Source organism: Streptococcus bovimastitidis, assembly GCF_001885095.1.
In the GTDB taxonomy this organism is placed as follows: Bacteria; Bacillota; Bacilli; order Lactobacillales; family Streptococcaceae; genus Streptococcus; species Streptococcus bovimastitidis.
Window position 1 is genome coordinate 336,603 of the sequence record NZ_LZDD01000001.1, and the last position, 21,502, is coordinate 358,104.

Below are 21,502 nucleotides of genomic sequence, written 5' to 3' on the forward strand. Positions count from 1 at the left end.
CAGAAAACATATAAAATTTACAAATTGATTTCAAGAAATTTGAAAATTGAAGTGCTATAATAAAGTCATATTGTGAATGAGGAGTAAAAAATGACAGATTCAAAACAAATGTATGGGGCTGATTTAGTAATTGACAGCCTCATTAATCATGACGTAAAGTATGTATTTGGGATTCCGGGAGCTAAGATTGACCGTGTTTTTGATACTTTAGAAGACAAAGGGCCACAACTTATCATTTCTCGCCATGAGCAAAATGCTACTTTTATGGCTCAAGGGATTGGCCGGATTACAGGAAAACCAGGTGTTGTCATCGCGACAAGTGGTCCTGGTATTTCTAACCTTGCGACTGGTCTTGTTACTGCTACGGCTGAAGGCGACCCAGTATTAGCAATTGGTGGTCAGGTTAAAAGAAGTGACCTTTTAAAAAGAGCTCACCAATCCATGAACAATGTGGCAATGTTAGAGCCAATCACCAAATACTCAGCTGAAGTCCATGATGCTGATACACTGTCAGAAACGATTGCTAATGCTTACCGTAAAGCTAAATCTGGTAAGCCAGGTGCAAGTTTCATTTCTATTCCTCAAGATGTCACTGACAGTCCTGTTAAGGTCAATGCGATTAAGCCATTGACTGCTCCAAAACTTGGATCTGCTTCGGTGGAAGATATTAATTATTTAGCGCAAGCCATTCGTAACGCTGTTTTACCGGTTCTACTATTAGGCAATGGCGCATCAGATGAAAAAGTAACGGCTTCAATTCGTCGCTTGCTTGAATCGGTGAAATTGCCAGTTGTTGAGACTTTCCAAGGGGCTGGAATTGTTTCGCGTGAATTGGAAGAAGAAACTTTCTTTGGTCGTGTCGGTCTTTTCCGTAACCAACCAGGCGATATGCTTTTGAAGAAATCAGACTTAGTGATTGCTATTGGTTATGACCCAATTGAATACGAAGCCCGTAACTGGAATGCGGAAATTTCGGCGCGCGTCATTGTAATTGATGTGGCTCAAGCTGAAATCGATACTTATTTCCAACCAGAACGTGAATTGATTGGCAGTATTTCTAACACCATTGATTTACTTTTACCAGCGGTTAATGGCTATGCACTTCCTCAAGGTTCAGTGGAATACTTGCAAAACCTTAAGAAAAACCTAGATGGTGACCTTAAATTTGATCGTCAGTCTGCAGAAGGTTTGGTTCATCCATTAGATGTAATGGATGTCTTGCAAGAACAAACAGAAGATGATATGACTGTAACGGTTGACGTTGGTAGCCACTATATCTGGATGGCCCGCTACTTCAAATCTTATGAAGCGCGTCATTTGCTCTTCTCAAATGGGATGCAGACTCTAGGTGTTGCTTTACCTTGGGCAATATCGGCAGCATTAGTACGTCCTAATAAAACTGTGATGTCTGTTTCTGGTGACGGTGGATTCCTCTTCTCAGCTCAAGAATTAGAAGTGGCAGTACGTCTTAATTTACCAATCGTTCATATGATTTGGAATGACGGCCGTTATAATATGGTTGAGTTCCAAGAAGAAATGAAATATGGTCGTTCATCAGGGGTTCAATTAGGCGAAGTTGATTTTGTTAAATATGCAGAAGCTTTTGGAGCTAAAGGATACCGTGTTAACAGTAAAGAAAGCTTTAAAGAAACCCTAGCACAAGCCATTAAAGACTCTAAAAATGGTCCAGTTCTGATTGATATTCCAATCGATTACAAAGATAATGGACAATTAGGTGAAAACATTTTACCAGACGAATTCTATTAAGCAGGTGACCAAATGGTAGAAAAAGTTCTTTTTCAACATAATACCCTTGCCTCATTGATGGCAGGTTTGTATCGAGGGACCATGCCACTCAGCCAATTGTTGGAGCATGGGGATTTGGGTATTGGTACTCTCGATTATATCGATGGCGAATTGATTATTCTAGACGGAAAAGCCTACCAAGCTATTGGTACAGGTGATAAAGCACAAGTCATTCAATTGGACGGCAGTCAAACCGTACCCTATGCCGCAGTTGTTAAACATGTCGCTGACCAAAGCTTTGCCATAAATCAGGAAATGTCTGATTTAGACTTGAAAGAAAAATTAGAAGCTCATTTTGGCACAGCTAATCTCTTTCAATCACTTAAAATCACAGGCCGCTTCAAAAAGATGCACGTCCGCATGATTCAAAAATCGGATATTGGTCCTGCCTTCGCGGAAGTTGCCAAAAACCAACCTGAATATACAGAAGAAGAGGTAGATGGAACCTTGGTTGGATTCTGGACACCAGAACTTTTCCACGGCGTCAGTGTTGCTGGCTACCACCTGCATTTTCTTTCCGATGACAAGCAATTTGGTGGCCACGTCATGGACTTCCAAATCCAAAAAGGACAAGTTGAGATCGCTCAAATTGATGCCCTGGTTCAGGATTTTCCAAAGAATAGCCAAGCCTTTAAAGAAGCAAACTTTGATGTTGACCAATTACGTCAAGATATAGCAACATCGGAATAAAAAAAGACTGAGTATAATGCATAACCCCACCGCAGCTAATCCTTAGCCAGTGGAGAGCATTAAGCTCAGTTTTTTCTACTTGATTTTCATAGCCTCAATCTTGTCTTTTTCAGGAGTGACCCGCAAGGTCCGCTGTCCAGTATAGGTGACAAAACCAGGTTTAGCAGCGCTTGGTTTATGAAGCTTTTTAGCCTCAATCATGTCCACTTGAACCAAGTTCGACAGGCGACCTTTAGAGTAATAGGCTGCTAATTCGGCTGCGTCAGTCTTAACCTCATCACTAGGATCAAGATTGTCCTTAATAATGACATGGCTTCCTGGAATATCCTTAGCATGGAACCAGAGTTCACCTTTTTTGGCCAACTTGAAGGACAATTCTTCATTTTGGAGATTGTTGCGGCCCACCATAATAATGGTTTTACCATCGCTTGCCAGATACTGCTCTGGCTTTTTGCGTTTATGGCGCTTGTCCGTTGAACGACGCTTCATAAAGCCAGCTTCAATTAATTCTTCTCGGATATCCTCAATTTCGTCTCGGTTGGCTTGCGACAGATTGTATTCAACACTCTCAAAGTAGGCAATGCTCTGCTTTGTTTCGGCAATCAAACCAGAAAGATGTTTAACGGCTTCTTTTAATTTTTGGTATTTTTTAAAATAGCGCTGGGCATTTTGATTGGGAGTTAAGGCCAAGTCCAAAGCTATTTCAATTTTTTCACCGGTATAATAGTTGTCTAGGACGACTGATTCTTTATTATTAGGAACTGAGTTCAAATAGGTCGTTAGCAGCTCCCCTTTTTGTCGGAAATCTTCCGCATTGTCAGTAGCCACCAATTCAGCCTCTTGCTTAGCTAATTTTTTGATATTTTTATCCAGCTCATTTTGAACCCGATGGATGAGATCACTAGCTTGTTGAGTAACCCGATCGCGTTCAGCCTTGTCCTGGTAATAGAAGTCCAGTAAACTTGAAAGGTCTGTGAAGACTTGCTCCTGACTATCAGAAAAGACTACCGCTGCGAAAGCTTTCTCAGTCAAAGTCGGACAAGTAGGGACTGCGAAGAATTGACGGAAAGTAGGTAACTTTTGACCATTTTCTAATTGTTTAGCTAATTCTTGGGCACTATCACGACCTAAACCTTGGAACAAGCCCTGTAACTGTTTAGGTGTCAGCTCATTGGTTTGCAAGATTTCAAACAATTTTTCATCATTGACGGTATAAGGATTTGCGCCAGTGTTTTTCGGTGGAGCAATGTATGTTGAACCCGGTAGAATGGTTCGATAGGAATTCTGTGAAAAACCAACATGCTTAATGGATTCAATAATCTTATCCTGAGCTCGGTCAACCAAAATAATATTGGAGTGTTTACCCATAATTTCTATGATTAGAGTCGCCTGTATGGCATCTCCGATTTCATTTTTATTGGAAACCCCAATTTCAATAATTCGGTCATTTTCAATCTGTTTAAAAGATTCAATCAATGCCCCTTGCAAATATTTACGCATAATCATGGTAAAGGTATTTGGAAATTGCGGGTTTTGAAAATCTGCCTTTGTAACTTGTAATCTCCCAAAAACAGGATGAGCTGAAAGTAGTAGTTTGAAATTTTGGCGATGATTACGAATGGTCAAAACCAGTTCCCGTTCAAAAGGTTGATTAACTTTCTGAATGCGACCATTGACTAATTTATCAGATAATTCTTGAGTGAGATGATGTAAGAAAAAGCCATCAAAAGACATGGTTTCTCCTTTCTGTCTGCTTGATTAAACCATTATATCATAGCAGACAAGCAATAGGAAAAAAAGTTCTATTTAGCTTGTCGTTTTGATGAATAATATAAGTTGAATCAATTTTCTGTTTTCAAGGTAGACATTAATTCTATTTTATACTTTTCAAAGGTGGTTACGGATGACTTTAACAGTCAGGAGTTTGACGATTGAAGGTTGTAGATAATGAACTGCAGTGTAGTTCTCCAACTTTTAACGACACTCTTTAGAACTTGTAATCCTCCTTCGCTTTTTTATTTGTAGGCTCAGGCAGAAATCATCCACAGGATAATTTCTCTCCCCAAAGTCCAGAAATGAGCAAATTCTTCTTGCATTTTTCAGAAGATAAGCTATAATATAAAAAAACACGAAAGGAAATCCATAAAATGACTCACACTCAAGTAATGACTAAATGGCAAAGCTGGCATAGGTAAGTTGTGTTTATGGATTGGCATAGATACGACTTTTAGAGTACTTCTAAAAAGCTATCTATGCGCTAAAATTTTAAAAATTAAAGCGCTCAGGGATACCCGAATGAGTGCTTTTTCTTTTGGCAAAGAATGAAAATGAAGAGGAATAAATATGAAAAATAAACCCTTAATGGCGACCATCGCCCTCATCTTCTGTTTGGTTTTCTTTTCCTTATTTATGGAAAAAAGCAAGCAGCAAAATAATTTAGCGCAGAAGCCAGTCATAAAGGTTGGAATCTTACAGTTAGTAACCCATGAGGCTTTAGACCAAATTGAAAAAGGGATTGAGGACCAACTGAAGAAAGAATCAGTTTCTGGCAAAAGAATTGAAATCACTCTTATGAACGCAGAAGGTGACCAAAGTAAAATTCAAACCATGAGCCGCCAATTAACGGCTGGTGGCAATGATATTGTTGTCGGGATTGCGACACCTGCTGCGCAAGGCTTAGCAGCAGCCACTAAAGACACACCAGTTGTGATGTCAGCCATTACTGATCCTGTTGGTGCCAAGTTGGTTAAAAACTTAGAGCAACCTGAAGCCAATGTCACAGGCTTGTCCAATCATGTGCCTTTAAAACAAACATTGACCATGATTAAAGACCTAACACCTTACGTTAAAAAGATTGGGATTCTCTATGCTAGCAATGAAGATAATTCAGTTTCTCAGGTTAGAGATTTCACGAAATTAGCTAAGAAACAAGGATATCAGGTCATTCCATATGCGGTACCATCGACCAATGAGGTTCCCTCAACTATGTCAATTATGACCGGCAAAGTTGATGCTATCTTTGTACCCCAAGATAATACTATTGCCTCAGCCTTTTCGTCAGTTATAAGCGCCAGCAATTCTGCCAAAATACCTGTCTACTCAAGTGTGGATACTATGGTGGAGCAAGGCAGTTTAGGGTCAATTTCGCAAAGTCAGTATGATTTGGGTGTTGAGACGGCTAAGCAAGTCCAAGCATTGATTGCCGGTCGTTCGGTTAGTCAGGTGCCGGTTAAGATTGTTGATACTGGTAAGCCGTTGATTAATAAAGAAGCTGCCAAAGCTTTAGGAATTAGCATCCCAGAAAAATATCAAAGGTCAGCAACAATTGTTGGTAAGAAGTAGGAGGTCATTATGATTATTTCATCTGTTTCACAAGGTATTATGTGGGCTATCCTAGGTTTAGGAATCTATTTGACCTTCAGAATTTTAAATTTCCCCGATATGACTACGGAAGGTTCTTTCCCACTTGGTGGGGCTGTTGCCGTGACGGCTATCAATTTGGGGCTTAATCCCTTTCTTGCTACTTTTTTAGGGATGTTAGCGGGAGCTCTAGCTGGGCTAGCGACAGGTCTTCTCTATACAAAGGGGAAGATTCCAACTATCTTAGCAGGTATTCTGGTTATGACCTCTTGTAATTCCATTATGTTAATGGTTATGGGGCGGGCTAATCTTGGCTTGCAGGATTTAAAAAGACTGCAAGACTACCTTCCTTTTGCACCACATGTCAATAACCTCTTTCTAGGTTTCCTGGCTGTGACTATTATTATTAGTCTCTTAATTTACTTCCTCTATACCGATTTAGGTCAGGCTTACATTGCGACTGGTGATAATCGGGATATGGCTAAAAGTTTTGGCATTAATACTGATCGCATGGAGTTAATGGGTCTGGTCGTTTCCAATGGACTTATTGGTCTATCTGGGGCATTAGTTAGTCAACAAGATGGCTATGCCGATGTTTCTAAAGGAATTGGTGTCATTGTTATTGGACTTGCTTCAATTATTATTGGTGAAGTCTTATATTCTATCAATTTAACTCTTTTTGAGCGGCTAGTGGCCATCGTCGTGGGTTCTATCTTGTACCAATTTCTGATTGCTGCCGTTATTGCTTTAGGCTTCAATACCAACTACTTGAAACTATTCAGTGCACTTGTCCTTGCCATGTGCTTAGTCTTGCCTGTTCTGCGCAAGCGATTCTTTAAGGAAGTGAGGTTATCACGATGACTAAAATAATTGAATTAATCAATGCCTCAGTAGTCGTTAACAATGGTTTTGATGATCATAAAACGATATTAGATGATGTTTCTCTCACGATTTATGAACATGACTTCATTACTATTTTGGGGGGGAACGGTGCTGGAAAATCAACCCTTTTCAATGTCATTGCTGGAACCTTACTCCTAAGCAGTGGTCAGATTAAGATTCTTGGTATCGATGTGACTAAAATGGGTGCTGAGCGTCGGGCCAAGTATTTGGCTCGGGTTTTCCAGGATCCCAAAATGGGGACAGCCCCTCGGATGACAGTTGCTGAAAACCTCTTGATTGCGGAAAAACGGGGGGACAAACGTCAGCTGAAGCGCCGCTCTCTTAATGAACGCCAGCAACATTTCACGGAACTTTTAGCAAAAACGGGCAATGGCTTGGAAAAACATATGGAAACGCCAACTGGCCTCTTGTCTGGCGGACAGAGACAGGCCCTAAGTCTATTGATGGCAACCCTCAAACGTCCAGACCTCTTACTTTTGGACGAGCACACGGCAGCTCTGGATCCTAAGACCTCTCAGTCACTAATGACGTTAACGGACACTTTCGTTCGTGATGACCAACTGACAGCCTTGATGATTACCCACCATATGGAAGACGCCTTAACCTACGGCAATCGCCTGATTGTGATGAAGGACGGCAAAATCGTCAAAGACTTGGATGGGGTAAGCAAATCGCAACTTAGCATTGCTGATTATTACCTCTTATTTGAATAGAAGGAAAAGGTCTGAATTTTTTCAGCCTTTTTTTGGAAAATTGTGGCCCTAATAGGTTGAGAGATAAGACGAACAGACAAAAATATGCTATACTAATATGGAGTGTAGCAGAGCTACAAAGCAGTAATTCGACTTACAAAGTAAGGACCGTTTGTAATAAATTAATTTAAAGGAGTAACATGAGTGATATAAAAATTATCGCCTTGGGAGGAGTTCGTGAATATGGTAAGAACTTCTACTTGGTCGAAGTCAACGAATCAATATTTATTTTGGATGCAGGATTAAAATACCCTGAAAATGAACAATTAGGGGTCGATTTAGTCATCCCCAACTTGGATTATGTGATTGAAAATAAAGAGAAAGTTCAAGGAGTTTTCCTTAGTCATGGACACGCCGATGCCATTGGTGCCTTATCTTATCTCTTGGCAGAAGTACCTGTACCAGTCTTTGGGTCAGAATTGACCATTGAATTGGCTAAATTGTATGTCAAAATGAACAATGCCACTAAGAAATTTAATAACTTCCATGTGGTTGATAGTGAAACCGAAATTGAATTTAAAGATGGTCTTGTTTCCTTTTTTAAAACAACCCACTCTATTCCTGAAAGCTTAGGAATTGTGATTGGCACTGACCAAGGTAATATTGTCTATACTGGTGATTTCAAATTTGACCAGGCAGCTCGTCCAGGCTACCAAACAGATCTAGCTCGTTTAGCAGAAATTGGTAAAGAAGGTACTTTAGCCTTGCTTTCCGCTTCAGCTAATGCCACTTCAGTCGTTCAAACAGCTTCTGAGTCAGAAGTTGGCGAAGAGATGAACCAAGTCATTGGGGATGCAGAAGGTCGCGTTATCGTGGCAGCCGTTGCTTCCAACTTAGTTCGGATTCAGCAAGTCTTTGATTCAGCAGCGGCTTTTGGTCGTCGTGTTGTCTTAACAGGTAGTGATGTTGAAAATGTTGTTCGTACAGCTATTCGTTTGAAAAAATTAATGATTATTGATGAAAAATTATTAATCAAACCAAAAGATATGGCTAAGTATGAAGACCATGAGTTGATCATTTTAGAAGCTGGTAAGATGGGTGAACCTATTAACAGCTTGCAAAAAATGGCTAACGGTCGTCACCGTTATGTGGAAATCAAAAAAGGTGACTTGGTCTATATTGTAACCACACCAAATGTTTCGAAAGAAGCTATGGTAGCACGTGTGGAAAACTTGATTTACAAGGCAGGCGCAAGCGTTAAATTGATTACCCAAAACCTTCGCGTTTCAGGTCATGCGAATGGTCGTGATTTGCAATTGATGTTAAATCTCATCAAGCCTAAGTACCTCTTCCCAGTTCAAGGGGAATACCGTGACTTAGCAGCTCATGCTGATTTAGCGGAAGAAGTAGGTCATTACCCAGAAAATATCTATATCATGAAACGTGGCGACATTATGAACCTCAATCCAGAAGGCTTCTTACATGAAGGTGGAGTTCCTGCCTCTGATGTTATGATTGATGGTAATGCTATTGGTGATGTCGGTAATATTGTTCTTCGTGACCGTAAAGTTTTATCTGAAGATGGTATTTTCATCGTTGTTATTACTGTTAATAAACGTGAGAAGAAAATTGTTTCGAAAGCTAAAGTCAATACCCGTGGTTTTGTCTATGTTAAGAAGAGCCGTGATATTTTACGCGAAAGCGCTGAGTTAGTGAATGAGACAGTTGGCAACTACCTGCTTCAAGATAATTTTGATTGGGGGGAACTAAAAGGTTCTGTCCGCGATGAACTTTCAAAATTCTTGTTCGAACAAACCAAACGTCGCCCTGCGATTCTTCCAGTAGTCATGGAAGTACGTTAAGTTTCATTTAAGAGGCTTGTTTTACTATTAAATAGTAGAACTATTAAAGTAATTGACAAATAGGCAGCGGGAAGGCTGCGATTCTTTAAAATCGCTCTTCTCGCTCTTTTTAACCACTAGAAAGAGAAGGAAGTTTTATGGCAACTTTAAATATTGAATACCGTTCAGAAGCCTTGGGCATGGAGCGTCAAGTTAATGTCATTTATCCCGACCAGTCATCCTTGGCTAAGGATGAGCAAGGCGATACTGATATTCCTGTCTTGTATTTATTGCATGGTATGGGTGGTAATGAGAATTCTTGGCAAAAAAGGACGAATATTGAACGTCTGATCAGACATACTAATCTGATTGTTGTTATGCCTTCAACAGATTTAGGATGGTACACAGATACAGCTTCTGGGCTTCCTTATTACCAAGCACTAGCTGTGGAATTGCCTGAGGTGTTGAGAAGCTTTTTCCCAAATATGACCCAGAAACGTGAAAAAACATTTATTGCTGGCCTTTCGATGGGTGGCTATGGTGCCTTTAAGTTGGCGCTTAAGACTAATCGCTTTTCATATGCCGCTTCATTTTCAGGTGCTTTAACCACGCCAAGTACTGGTTTTGATGACATGGATCCTAATACCTTGAGATATTGGCAGGGTATCTTTGGTGATTTCCAGACAACTGATATTGAGCAACATCAATTACGGTCAATGGTTCCTGAAGCTGATGGTCAGACTAAATTTTATGCTTGGTGTGGTTTTGAAGATTTTCTTTTTGAGGCTAATGAAACAGCAGTGGCAGAGTTCAAGGATTTGGGCATGGATATCATCTATAAGAAAGATCATGGAACTCACGAATGGTATTATTGGAATCAACAATTGGAAGTGCTGCTAGACTGGTTGCCAATCAATTACGTTAAAGAAGAAAGACTTTCCTAGTCAAGGAGTTAAGAATGAAAAAATTTTTTAAAGCCTTACTCTGGCTGCCCACCAAAATCTTAGAATTGATATGGCGCATTATTTGGGGTTTTGTCCAAACCATCTTGGTTTTGGCTATTATCTTTTTTGGTTTGATATATTATTCTAATCATAGTAATTCAGCCTTTGCCAATCAGATTTCTAATGTTAGCAACCAGATTGTGACCATTTATAATCTTTGGAAAAATTCAGAATCACATTCTGAAAAGAACAGTCAGGCTTTAGCTTCGGATAATTACCAGCATAACCATGGTATTAAATGGTCAAAGAATGAAGCAACTGTCTTTATCAAAACCACTAATCTTATTTTTCTAAATGCCTATCAAGCAGCAATTAATAATTGGAATCAGACCGGTGCCTTTCACTTTACAGTAGTCAATGACAGCAGTAAAGCAGATATCATCGCTGATGAATCCAATGACAAAAGTGTTAGTGCAGCAGGTTTAGCTAATGTTGAGAGCCAAACTTTAACCAAAAAGATTACCAGTGTAAAAGTCTATTTAAATAGCTATTATCTCTTGGATAAACAATATGGTTATGGTACAGACCGCATTGTCCATACGGCTGAACATGAGTTAGGACATGCTGTGGGCTTAGACCACAATGATAACGAGGAATCGGTCATGCAGTCAGCAGGTTCTTTCTATGGCATTACAGTTACTGATGTTAAAGAATTAAAAGACTTGTATCAAAACTAAGACGAAATAAATATGGAAAAAATGTTCCTATCAGGGGCATTTTTTTGCTACAATGACAATATGATTATTTTACAAGCTAATAAAATTGAACGCTCTTTTTCGGGGCAGGTCCTCTTTCAAAATATTAATCTTCAAGTTGATCAAAGAGATCGGATTGCCTTAGTTGGACCAAATGGGGCAGGAAAGTCTACACTCTTAAAAATCTTAGTCGGTGAAGAAGTGCCAACCAGTGGTGAAATCAATAAGAAAAAAGACATGAGTCTCTCTTATTTATCTCAGGATAGCCGTTTTGAGTCTTCAAAAACTATTTATGAGGAAATGCTGGCTGTTTTTACTGATTTACGTCAGGATGAAGCTAAGTTGCGTCAAATGGAAATTGAAATGGGACAGCTTACCGGTCAAGACTTAGAAAAGGTCATGAAAACTTATGACCAATTAACGGAATCTTTCCGTCTTCGTAATGGTTTTTCTTATGAGTCTGATATTAAGGCTATTCTCAACGGCTTTAAGTTTGATGAAAGCATGTGGTCCATGCCTATTGAATCCTTATCAGGCGGACAAAATACCCGTTTAGCCTTGGCTAAAATGCTCTTAGAGAGACCTGATTTGTTGGTGTTGGATGAACCGACCAACCACTTGGATATTGAAACCATAGCCTGGTTAGAAAATTACCTGACCAATTATCAAGGCGCCCTTTTAATTGTCAGCCATGACCGTTATTTCTTAGATAAAGTAGCCACTGTAACTTTTGATTTACGCCCTAATGGTATTGACCGTTATGTTGGCAACTATTCACAGTTTGTTGACTTAAAGGCAGCCAAAATTGCTAGTGAAGAAAAGAACTATGAAAAGCAACAAAAAGAAATTGCTAAGTTGGAAGATTTTGTCCAAAAAAATATTGTCAGAGCCTCAACTACTAAACGGGCCCAAGCAAGACGCAAACAGTTGGCTAAAATTGAGCGACTGGATAAACCGACTGCCGCTAAAAAATCAGCTAATATGACCTTCCATTCTGAAAAGCCTTCCGGCAACCAGGTATTAATGGTTGAAGAAGCGGCCATTGGTTACGACAATGAGGTGCTATCAGAACCCATTGAAATAGAAGTCAAAAAATATGATGCCATCGCTATCGTAGGGCCAAATGGAATTGGAAAATCAACGCTAATCAAATCCATCATTCAACAAATTCCTTTTATCAAAGGTAAAGTCAAATATGGTGCCAATGTAACCATGGGTTATTATGACCAAACCCAATCACGGTTAACACCAAGCAATACCGTTTTGGATGAATTGTGGAATGACTTTCCGACTACGCCTGAATTGGATATCAGAAACCGACTAGGAGCCTTTCTCTTTTCTGGCGAGGATGTCAAAAAGACAGTTGGAATGCTCTCAGGTGGTGAGCGGGCCCGTTTGCTTTTGGCCAAACTCTCAATGGAAAATAATAACTTCTTGATTCTGGATGAGCCGACCAACCACTTGGACATCGACAGTAAAGAAGTTTTAGAAAATGCCCTTATTGATTATGACGGGACCTTAGTCTTCGTTAGTCATGACCGTTATTTTATCAATCGCGTAGCTTCTAAGGTATTAGAAATTACAGAAACTGGGTCTAGCCTTTTCTTGGGCGACTATGATTATTATGTTGAGAAAAAAGCTGAGCTGGCAGAATTAGCTGCCCTAACGCAACCTGAAGAAGAGAGCCAAGAAGACCAGCTTGAAAGTGCTAACGATTACCAAAAGCAAAAAGAAAACCAAAAAGAAGTCCGCAAGTTGACACGCCGTTTGCAAGAAGTAGAAGCACGCTTAGAGGAAATCGAAGCATCACAGGCAGCTATTAATGAAAAAATGTTTCAAATTAATGATCCTGGTCAATTGATTGATAGTCAAAAAGAATTGGATCAACTTGAAGAAGAGCAAATGCTGCTCATGGAAGAATGGGAGGAAATTGGTACACAACTTGACATCTAATTGTCATAAAGTCTCAGAAATTGGGTTGCGAAAGCAATCCTCTTTTTTAAACTGTTATATATTATAAAGGGTAAAAGTATAACAGATATTGTTAGTCGTTTCACAAACTATAAATTGGCGACAAATGCTTATTTTTAAGCTTAGAAAGCGATTTAAAAACTTGCATCTTATCACAAAATAGGTTAATATGGATGAGTAAAATGAAAAAATGGAGGCCAAAATGGTAACAGTTTCTAAAGAACAACATTTGGATATGTTTTTAAAAATGGAACGTATCCGTGAATTTGATTCACGTATTAACAAACTTGTACGTCGTGGATTTGTACAAGGGATGACTCACTTCTCAGTAGGTGAAGAAGCGGCCAATGTTGGTGCAGTAGCACACTTAACTTATGATGATATTATTTTCTCAAACCACCGTGGACATGGACAATCAATCGCAAAAGACATGGATCTTAACAAAATGATGGCTGAGTTAGCTGGTAAAGCTACTGGTGTCTCAAAAGGTCGTGGTGGTTCAATGCACTTAGCCGACTTTGAAAAAGGTAACTACGGAACTAACGGTATCGTTGGTGGTGGTTATGCTCTTGCAGTTGGTGCAGCCTTAACACAACAATATAAAGGAACTAACAACATCGTTGTTGCCTTCTCTGGAGACGGTGCAACTAACGAAGGTTCATTCCATGAGTCTGTTAACATGGCAGCAACTTGGAAATTACCAGTTATCTTCTTTATCATCAACAACCGTTACGGTATTTCAATGAGTATTAACAATGCAACAAACACTCCTCACTTGTACACTCGTGCGGAAGCTTATGGAATCCCTGGTTTCTATTGTGAAGACGGAAATGATTTAATGGCAGTTTATGAAACAATGGACGAAGCTGTTAAACATGTACGTGGTGGAAACGGACCTGCAATCGTTGAAGTAGAATCTTACCGTTGGTTTGGTCACTCAACAGCAGATGCTGGTAAATACCGTTCTAAAGAAGAAGTTGCTTCTTGGAAAGAAAAAGATCCAATGATCAAGTACAGAGCCTACCTTACTAAAGAAGGTATCGCCACTGATGAAGAGTTGGATGCTATTCAAGCACAAGTCGTTAAAGAAATTGATGATGCTTATGAATATGCTCAAAATAGTCCAGACCCTGAGCTTTCAGTTGCTTTTGAAGACATTTGGGTAGACTAAGTTCGGATTTAGCCGTAAACGTTTAAACTAACAAAAATACGATTAAAACTAGGAGTAAATAATGAGTGAAACAAAATTAATGGCTTTGCGTGAAGCCGTAAATCTTGCCATGACTGAAGAAATGCGCAAGGATGAAAATATCTACCTTATGGGTGAAGATGTTGGTGTCTATGGTGGTGACTTTGGTACATCAGTAGGAATGATTGAAGAATTTGGACCAAAACGTGTTAAAGACACTCCAATTTCTGAAGCTGCTATCTCTGGTGCGGCTATCGGTTCTGCCATCACAGGTTTACGTCCAATCGTTGACGTAACTTTCATGGACTTCCTTACAATCATGATGGATGCTATCGTTAACAACGGTGCTAAAAATAACTACATGTTTGGGGGCGGTCTTAAAACACCTGTTACTTTCCGTGTGGCTTCAGGTTCAGGTATCGGATCTGCAGCACAACACTCACAATCACTTGAAGCATGGTTAACACATATTCCAGGGATTAAAGTTGTTGCACCAGGAAACGCTAACGACGCTAAAGGACTTTTGAAATCTTCTATCCAAGATAACAATATCGTTCTTTTCATGGAGCCAAAAGCGCTTTATGGTAAAAAAGAAGAAGTTAACCAAGATCCTGATTTCTACATTCCACTTGGTAAAGGTGAAATCAAACGTGAAGGTACTGACTTAACAATCGTTTCTTACGGACGTATGTTAGAGCGCGTTCTTCAAGCTGCTGAAGAAGTTGCTGAAGAAGGCATCAACGTTGAAGTTGTTGACCCTCGTACATTGGTTCCACTTGATAAAGAGTTAATCATCGAATCAGTTAAGAAAACTGGTAAAGTGATGCTTGTCAACGATGCATACAAAACTGGTGGTTACATCGGTGAAATCGCGACAATGATTACTGAAAGCGAAGCATTTGATTATCTTGATCATCCAATCGTTCGTTTAGCAAGTGAAGATGTGCCAGTTCCTTACGCACGTGTCTTAGAACAAGCTATCTTACCAGATGTTGAAAAAATCAAAGCTGCTATTATCAAAATGGCAAAAAATGGTAACTAATAGACAAAGAAAGAAGTCTCAAATCTGAGGCTTCCTTCCGTCTATTCCGTGATAAAAATATCTGACCATTATGGCCATGTTATTTTTAGAAAAGTGAAATCGAAAGGAAAATTATGGCTGTCGAAATCATTATGCCAAAACTCGGTGTTGATATGCAAGAAGGCGAAATCATCGAGTGGAAAAAACAAGTCGGTGATACCGTCAACGAAGGCGATATTCTTCTTGAAATCAATTCTGACAAAACAAACATGGAAATCGAAGCAGAAGATGCTGGTGTTCTCTTAAAAATTATTCGTCAAGAAGGTGATGTTGTTCCAGTAACAGAAGTTATTGGTTACATCGGAGCTGAAGGCGAAAATGTTGATAACATTGCTTCAAGCGAAAAAACAAGCGAAATTCCTGCTCCAAATTCTGCAGATGCTGCTCCAACAGTAGCACCAAAAGAAGATGTTGAACGTCCTGCAACACCAGTTCCAGCTACAGCGGCTGCACCTCAAGGAGACGATTCTTCTGTTCGCGCAACACCTGCTGCTCGTAAAATGGCTCGTGAAATGGGCGTCAGCTTAGGACAAGTATCTGGTACGGGTCCAAAAGGCCGTGTTCATGCAGAAGACGTTGAGAACTTCAAGAATGCCCAACCTAAAGCATCACCATTGGCACGTAAAATGGCTGAAGATGCTGGTCTTGATTTAGCTGCTGTAAATGGTAGTGGCTTCAATGGCAAGGTTATGAAAGAAGACATTCTTGCGGCTATCGAAGAAAGCAAACCTGCCCAAGCACCTGCTGCCAAATCAGCTGAAGCTGAAAAACCAAAAGCTGAATTACCTGAAGGTGTTGAAATCATTAAGATGTCAGCTATGCGTAAAGCTATCTCTAAAGGTATGACGAACTCATACTTAACAGCTCCATCATTCACTCTTAACTATGATATTGATATGACTGAGATGATGGCTCTACGTAAGAAATTAATCGATCCAATCATGGAAAAAACTGGTCTTAAAGTATCCTTTACTGACCTTATCGGTATGGCTGTTGTTAAAACATTGATGAAACCAGAACACCGTTACATGAATGCTTCATTAATCAACGACGCAACTGAAATCGAATTGCATAAATTCGTTAACATCGGTATCGCCGTTGGTCTTGACGATGGACTTATCGTACCAGTTGTTCACAATGCAGATCAAATGACCCTTGCTGACTTTGTTGTTGCATCTAAAGATGTTATCAAGAAAACACAAGCTGGTAAATTGAAAGCAGCTGAAATGTCTGGTTCAACATTCTCAATCACTAACCTTGGTATGTTTGGAACAAAAACATTTAACCCAATCATCAACCAACCAAACTCAGCAATCTTAGGTGTCGGCGCAACTATTCCAACACCAACAGTTGTTAATGGTGAAATTGTGGCTCGTCCAATCATGGCAATGTGCTTAACCATTGACCACCGTCTTGTTGATGGTATGAATGGTGCTAAATTCATGGTTGATCTTAAGAACTTAATGGAAAATCCATTTGGTCTATTAATCTGATCTAGAGCAACAAATAATCAGTAAGTTTTATAAATAAGAGTTATAATAGAATTAGTTCATAAGTTAGAAATCTGCTTATGGTAAAGTTAAAAAGGAGAATATAATGGCTGTTGAAATTATTATGCCTAAACTTGGTGTTGACATGCAAGAAGGTGAAATCATCGAGTGGAAAAAACAAGAAGGTGAAACTGTAAACGTTGGTGACATCCTTCTTGAAATCAATTCAGATAAAACAAGCATGGAAATCGAAGCTGAAGACGCTGGTGTCCTCATCAAAATCGTTCGCCAAGCTGGTGATGTTGTTCCTGTAACAGAAGTTATTGGTTACTTAGGTGCAGAAGGTGAAGTGGTTGAAGAAGGTGCAGCTCCTGCATCTGCTGAAAAAGCAACTGCTGACTTAGAAGCAGCTGGTCTTGAAGTTCCTAAAGCTCCAGAAGCAGCAGCAGCTCCAATAGCTGACAAAGCGCCACTTGCTGATGACGAATATGATATTATCGTTGTAGGTGGTGGACCTGCTGGTTACTACGCTGCTATCCGTGGTGCACAACTTGGCGGAAAAGTTGCTATCGTTGAAAAATCTGAATTTGGAGGAACATGTCTAAATGTCGGCTGTATCCCAACTAAAACTTACCTTAAAAATGCTGAAATCCTAGATGGTATCAAACATGCAGCAGGTCGTGGTATCAACCTTGCTTCAACAAACTACACTATCGACATGGATAAAACAGTTGACTTCAAAAACACTGTTGTTAAGAAATTGACAAGTGGTGTATCTGGTCTTCTTCGTGCAAACAAAGTTAAAATGTACAATGGTCTTGGTCAAGTTAACCCTGACAAGACAGTTACAATTGGTTCAGAAACAATCAAAGGACGCAATGTTATCCTTGCGACTGGTTCTAAAGTTTCACGCATCAACATCCCAGGTATTGATTCTAAATTAGTTTTAACTTCAGATGATATCTTAGACTTACGTGAAATGCCTAAATCACTTGCTGTTATGGGTGGTGGTGTTGTTGGTATCGAGCTTGGTCTTGTTTGGGCATCTTACGGTGTTGACGTAACAGTTATTGAAATGGCTGACCGCATCATCCCAGCAATGGATAAAGAAATCTCAACTGAACTTCAAAAAATCCTTTCTAAAAAAGGCATGAAGATCAAAACATCAGTTGGTGTATCTGAAATCGTTGAAGAAAACAACCAATTAACATTGAAATTAAACAATGGTGAAGAAGTTGTTGCTGAAAAAGCTCTTCTTTCAATCGGTCGTGTACCACAAATGAACGGACTTGAAAACCTTAACCTTGAAATGGATCGTAACCGTATCAAAGTTAACGAATACCAAGAAACTTCAATCCCAGGTATCTACGCTCCTGGTGATGTTAACGGAACTAAAATGCTTGCCCACGCTGCTTACCGTATGGGTGAAGTTGCAGCTGAAAATGCAATGCATGGAAACGTTCGTAAAGCTAACCTTGAATTCACTCCAGCAGCAGTTTACACTCACCCTGAAGTGGCAATGGTTGGTATGACAGAAGAAGATGCTCGTGCTAAATACGGTGATGTTCTTATCGGTAAAAACAGCTTTACAGGTAACGGACGTGCCATCGCTTCTAACGAAGACCAAGGTTTCGTAAAAGTTATCGCTGATGCTAAATTCCACGAAATCCTCGGTGTTCACATCGTTGGACCTGCTGCCGCTGAAATGATCAACGAAGCAGCAACAATCATGGAAGCAGAATTAACAGTTGATGAATTGTTACTTTCAATCCACGGTCACCCAACATTCTCAGAAGTTATGTACGAAGCATTCGCTGATGTATTAGGTGAAGCTATCCATAACCCACCAAAACGCAAATAAAAATATCTTATTTAAATGAAATAATCAAAAAAGTTTAGGATTTCCTAAACTTTTTTGTTCTTTTTTTTTCAATTAGGAGTATAATATAATCATAAAATGTAAACGCTTTCGAAATCGAGGGTTTGATCATGAATAATTGGAATAATGGGAACTTAGAACAAGTCCACCAAGCAGATGAACAAGGCCTATACGACCTCCTAGAAACATGCCAAGAGGGCTTGAGCAATCAAGAAGCACTTGCCCGCCAAGCCATGATTGGTAAGAACATTTTAGCTGCCGAAAAGAAAGAATCTCTTTTTGTCACTTTTATTAAGAATTTTACTGGCCTCATGGCAATCCTCTTATGGGTTGCAGGGGCTATTGCCATTTTCTCCCATAGTCCGGAACTGGGCATAGCCATTTGGATGGTTAATGTCATAAACGGACTTTTTAGCTTTGTCCAAGAACATCGGGCTAGTCAGGCGACCGAAGCCCTCAAACGTATGTTGCCTTCCTATTGCCGTGTCATAAGAGATGGACAAGAATGCAAACTTTTAGCCGAAGATTTGGTGATTGGGGACTTGGTCTTAATTGAAGAAGGGGATAAAATCTCAGCCGATGGACGCCTTCTCCAAAGTAATGATTTAAAGGTTAACCAGTCAGCTTTAACCGGGGAATCCAATCCCATTGAAAAAACAGAATTTCCTGATAGCGACAGCAATAAAACATCTCTAGAATTTGATAACATGGTTTTTGCTGGAACCAGTGTTTCAGCTGGTTCAGGCAAATTTATTGTTACAGCTATCGGAATGGCCACTGAATTTGGTCAAATTGCCCACCTTACACAAGAAATGCAGGAAGAAAAGAGTCCTTTGCAAAAAGAATTAGACCTTTTGACAAAGCAGATCTCCTTAATAGCTGTTTCAATCGGTCTTTTCTTCCTCGTTTCTTCTATGTTCTTAGTAGGACAACCCTTTGCTCAAGCCTTTATCTTTGCTTTAGGAATGATTGTTGCCTTTATACCAGAGGGTCTTTTACCCACAGTAACCTTATCCCTTGCCATGGCAGTGCAAAGAATGGCAAAGGAACATGCCCTGGTTAAGAAACTATCCTCAGTTGAAACCTTAGGAGCCACCTCAGTTATTTGTTCTGATAAAACAGGGACATTGACCCAAAATGCAATGACCGTCAATTCCCTTTGGACATCTGGCCGCCAAATTGATGTTACCGGACTCGGTTATGATAGCCATGGTGAGCTGCAAGAAGAGGGGGAAACCATTAAGCCAGATCAGGACCAACTCCTCACCAAACTGATAAGATACGCTCCTCTCTGCTCCAACGCCAAAGTCCTTGCGCCAAATGCCGAAAATCCTAATTACACTGTTCTTGGCGACCCTACCGAAGCCTGCCTCAATGTCCTTGCAGAAAAAGCTGGCTTCCAATTAGCTGACCTTCAAAAAGCCTACCCAAGACTCAGAGAATTTCCTTTCGATTCCGTTCGGAAGCGGATGACCACTCTTCACCAATCAGCTGAGCAAGGTACCTTATTTACCATCACCAAAGGAGCTCCCAAAGAGATTTTAGAAAAAGCTGCCTTTTATTGTGATGAATATGGTGTCCATCCCATGACAGAAGCTTATTTCCAAGCCAGTCTGGCTGCCAATGACCAATTCGCTCAAGAAGGGCTCCGCGTCTTAGCACTTGCTTACCGGGATTGGCCAGCAGAGACTGATAAGAATTCACTGACCCTGCAGGATGTGGAAGAGGAATTAATTTTTATCGGATTAATCTCCATGAGTGACCCACCACGTCAGGGGGTTATTGAGGCCATTGAAAAATGCCATAAGGCCTCTATCCGCATCATCATGGTAACTGGAGATTACGGCATCACCGCCTTGAGTATTGCCAAAAAAATTGGTATCGTCAAAGGTGAGCAAGCACGTGTGATTTCAGGTTCAGAACTTGTTCATCTCTCCGATCAAGAGCTTAAAAAAGCTTTGAAAGGTGAAGTGGTCTTTGCTCGGGTGGCACCAGAACAGAAATTCAGGGTGGTTAAGAACTTGCAAGAAATGGGCGAAGTAGTGGCCGTTACAGGTGATGGGATCAACGATGCTCCAGCCTTGAAAAGAGCTGATATCGGGGTTGCGATGGGTATTACCGGTACCGATGTGGCCAAAGAATCTGCTGATATGATATTGACCGATGATAACTTTTCATCAATTGTTCATGCGGTGGAAGAAGGTCGAGCTGTTTACCGCAACATCCAAAAATTCTTGTCCTACATTATTACGTCCAATGGACCAGAAGCAGTCCCATCAGCCTTTTTCCTCTTCTCAAAAGGTTTTATTCCCCTTCCATTAACCGTGATGCAAATCTTGACCATTGACTTAGGAACAGATATGTTACCGGCATTGGGGCTTGGTATCGAGCCACCAGTAGAAGGCGTCATGGATAAACCACCTCGGTTAATCACAGACCGCCTACTCGATCGCAGCTTGATTGTTAAAGCCTTTTGTTGGTATGGCATGCTTGAATCACTGATTGCCATGATAGGATTCTTCTTCGTTTATTATCTAGGACAAGGTCATCTCAATCATTTTGTCAATCACGGTCTCCTATACCACCAAGCAACAACAATTACTCTAGGTGCTATCATTTTTGCCCAAATGGGCATGGTCATGAACGCCAGGGCAGATGGCCAATCCATTTTCACTCTCAAGTATTTTGCTAATAAGTTAATCAATTTAGGTATCATCTTGGAAATCTTCCTCTTCCTTTGCTTGACCTATCTGCCATTTTTACAAGGTATCTTTAACACAGCCCCATTAGCACCAATTCATTGGCTCTATCTACTAACATGTCCATTCCTAATGACGGCCATGGAAGAAACTCGATTAAGGTTGAAGAAGAAATGAGAAGCTTGTAGATATAGCATTTTTA

Annotated in this window: 15 protein-coding genes; 14 read left to right on the forward strand and 1 reads right to left on the reverse strand. The window is 40.1% G+C overall.

The window, feature by feature from the left end; translation table 11 throughout:
- Window positions 1-90 precede the first annotated feature (90 nt).
- Entirely contained in the window at window positions 91-1,767 is a 1,677-nt protein-coding gene (alsS, locus tag A9Q68_RS01625; protein ID WP_071792919.1) for an acetolactate synthase AlsS, read from the forward strand.
- Between the two features lie 12 nt (window positions 1,768-1,779).
- Window positions 1,780-2,496, forward strand: coding sequence for an acetolactate decarboxylase (gene budA, locus A9Q68_RS01630; RefSeq protein WP_071792920.1), 717 nt, complete (start codon window positions 1,780-1,782; stop codon window positions 2,494-2,496).
- A gap of 75 nt (window positions 2,497-2,571) precedes the next feature.
- Here budA and A9Q68_RS01635 read toward each other — a convergent pair whose 3' ends face one another.
- Window positions 2,572-4,230 carry an Rqc2 family fibronectin-binding protein gene (locus tag A9Q68_RS01635; RefSeq protein ID WP_071792921.1) on the reverse strand — a complete coding sequence of 553 codons (1,659 nt, stop codon included), beginning with the start codon at window positions 4,228-4,230 and terminating at the stop codon, window positions 2,572-2,574.
- Window positions 4,231-4,839: 609 nt separating this feature from the next.
- On the opposite strand from A9Q68_RS01635, the gene trpX reads away from it, so the two are divergent.
- The 12 genes from trpX (at window position 4,840) to A9Q68_RS01695 (ending at window position 21,477) form a co-directional block, all read left to right on the forward strand.
- On the forward strand, window positions 4,840-5,838 hold the full coding sequence (trpX, locus tag A9Q68_RS01640) for a tryptophan ABC transporter substrate-binding protein (RefSeq protein ID WP_071792922.1): 999 nt from the start codon (window positions 4,840-4,842) through the stop codon (window positions 5,836-5,838).
- Between the two features lie 9 nt (window positions 5,839-5,847).
- Window positions 5,848-6,717: an ABC transporter permease gene (locus A9Q68_RS01645; RefSeq protein WP_071792923.1), complete on the forward strand. Its 870-nt coding sequence runs from the start codon at window positions 5,848-5,850 to the stop codon at window positions 6,715-6,717.
- Entirely contained in the window at window positions 6,714-7,472 is a 759-nt protein-coding gene (locus A9Q68_RS01650; protein WP_071792924.1) for an ABC transporter ATP-binding protein, read from the forward strand. Before A9Q68_RS01645 ends, A9Q68_RS01650 begins: the two co-directional genes overlap by 4 nt.
- Before the next feature lie 179 nt (window positions 7,473-7,651).
- The gene (locus A9Q68_RS01655; RefSeq protein ID WP_071792925.1) at window positions 7,652-9,313 is read left to right on the forward strand and encodes a ribonuclease J; all 1,662 of its coding nucleotides are present in this window, start codon (window positions 7,652-7,654) and stop codon (window positions 9,311-9,313) included.
- A gap of 137 nt (window positions 9,314-9,450) precedes the next feature.
- Window positions 9,451-10,236, forward strand: coding sequence for an alpha/beta hydrolase (locus tag A9Q68_RS01660; RefSeq protein ID WP_071792926.1), 786 nt, complete (start codon window positions 9,451-9,453; stop codon window positions 10,234-10,236).
- A 14-nt stretch (window positions 10,237-10,250) separates the two neighbouring features.
- A complete protein-coding gene (locus A9Q68_RS01665) occupies window positions 10,251-10,973 on the forward strand; it encodes a M57 family metalloprotease (RefSeq protein ID WP_071792927.1) in 723 nt (240 codons plus the stop codon).
- A 60-nt stretch (window positions 10,974-11,033) separates the two neighbouring features.
- Entirely contained in the window at window positions 11,034-12,944 is a 1,911-nt protein-coding gene (locus tag A9Q68_RS01670; RefSeq protein WP_071793709.1) for an ABC-F family ATP-binding cassette domain-containing protein, read from the forward strand.
- A 220-nt stretch (window positions 12,945-13,164) separates the two neighbouring features.
- On the forward strand, window positions 13,165-14,133 hold the full coding sequence (locus tag A9Q68_RS01675; protein ID WP_071792928.1) for a thiamine pyrophosphate-dependent dehydrogenase E1 component subunit alpha: 969 nt from the start codon (window positions 13,165-13,167) through the stop codon (window positions 14,131-14,133).
- A gap of 61 nt (window positions 14,134-14,194) precedes the next feature.
- Window positions 14,195-15,193, forward strand: coding sequence for an alpha-ketoacid dehydrogenase subunit beta (locus tag A9Q68_RS01680; protein ID WP_071792929.1), 999 nt, complete (start codon window positions 14,195-14,197; stop codon window positions 15,191-15,193).
- A gap of 113 nt (window positions 15,194-15,306) precedes the next feature.
- On the forward strand, window positions 15,307-16,725 hold the full coding sequence (locus tag A9Q68_RS01685) for a dihydrolipoamide acetyltransferase (protein ID WP_071792930.1): 1,419 nt from the start codon (window positions 15,307-15,309) through the stop codon (window positions 16,723-16,725).
- Between the two features lie 103 nt (window positions 16,726-16,828).
- Window positions 16,829-18,583, forward strand: coding sequence for a dihydrolipoyl dehydrogenase (lpdA, locus tag A9Q68_RS01690; RefSeq protein ID WP_071792931.1), 1,755 nt, complete (start codon window positions 16,829-16,831; stop codon window positions 18,581-18,583).
- Between the two features lie 128 nt (window positions 18,584-18,711).
- Entirely contained in the window at window positions 18,712-21,477 is a 2,766-nt protein-coding gene (locus A9Q68_RS01695; protein WP_071792932.1) for a cation-translocating P-type ATPase, read from the forward strand.
- The last annotated feature ends 25 nt before the right edge of the window (window positions 21,478-21,502 follow it).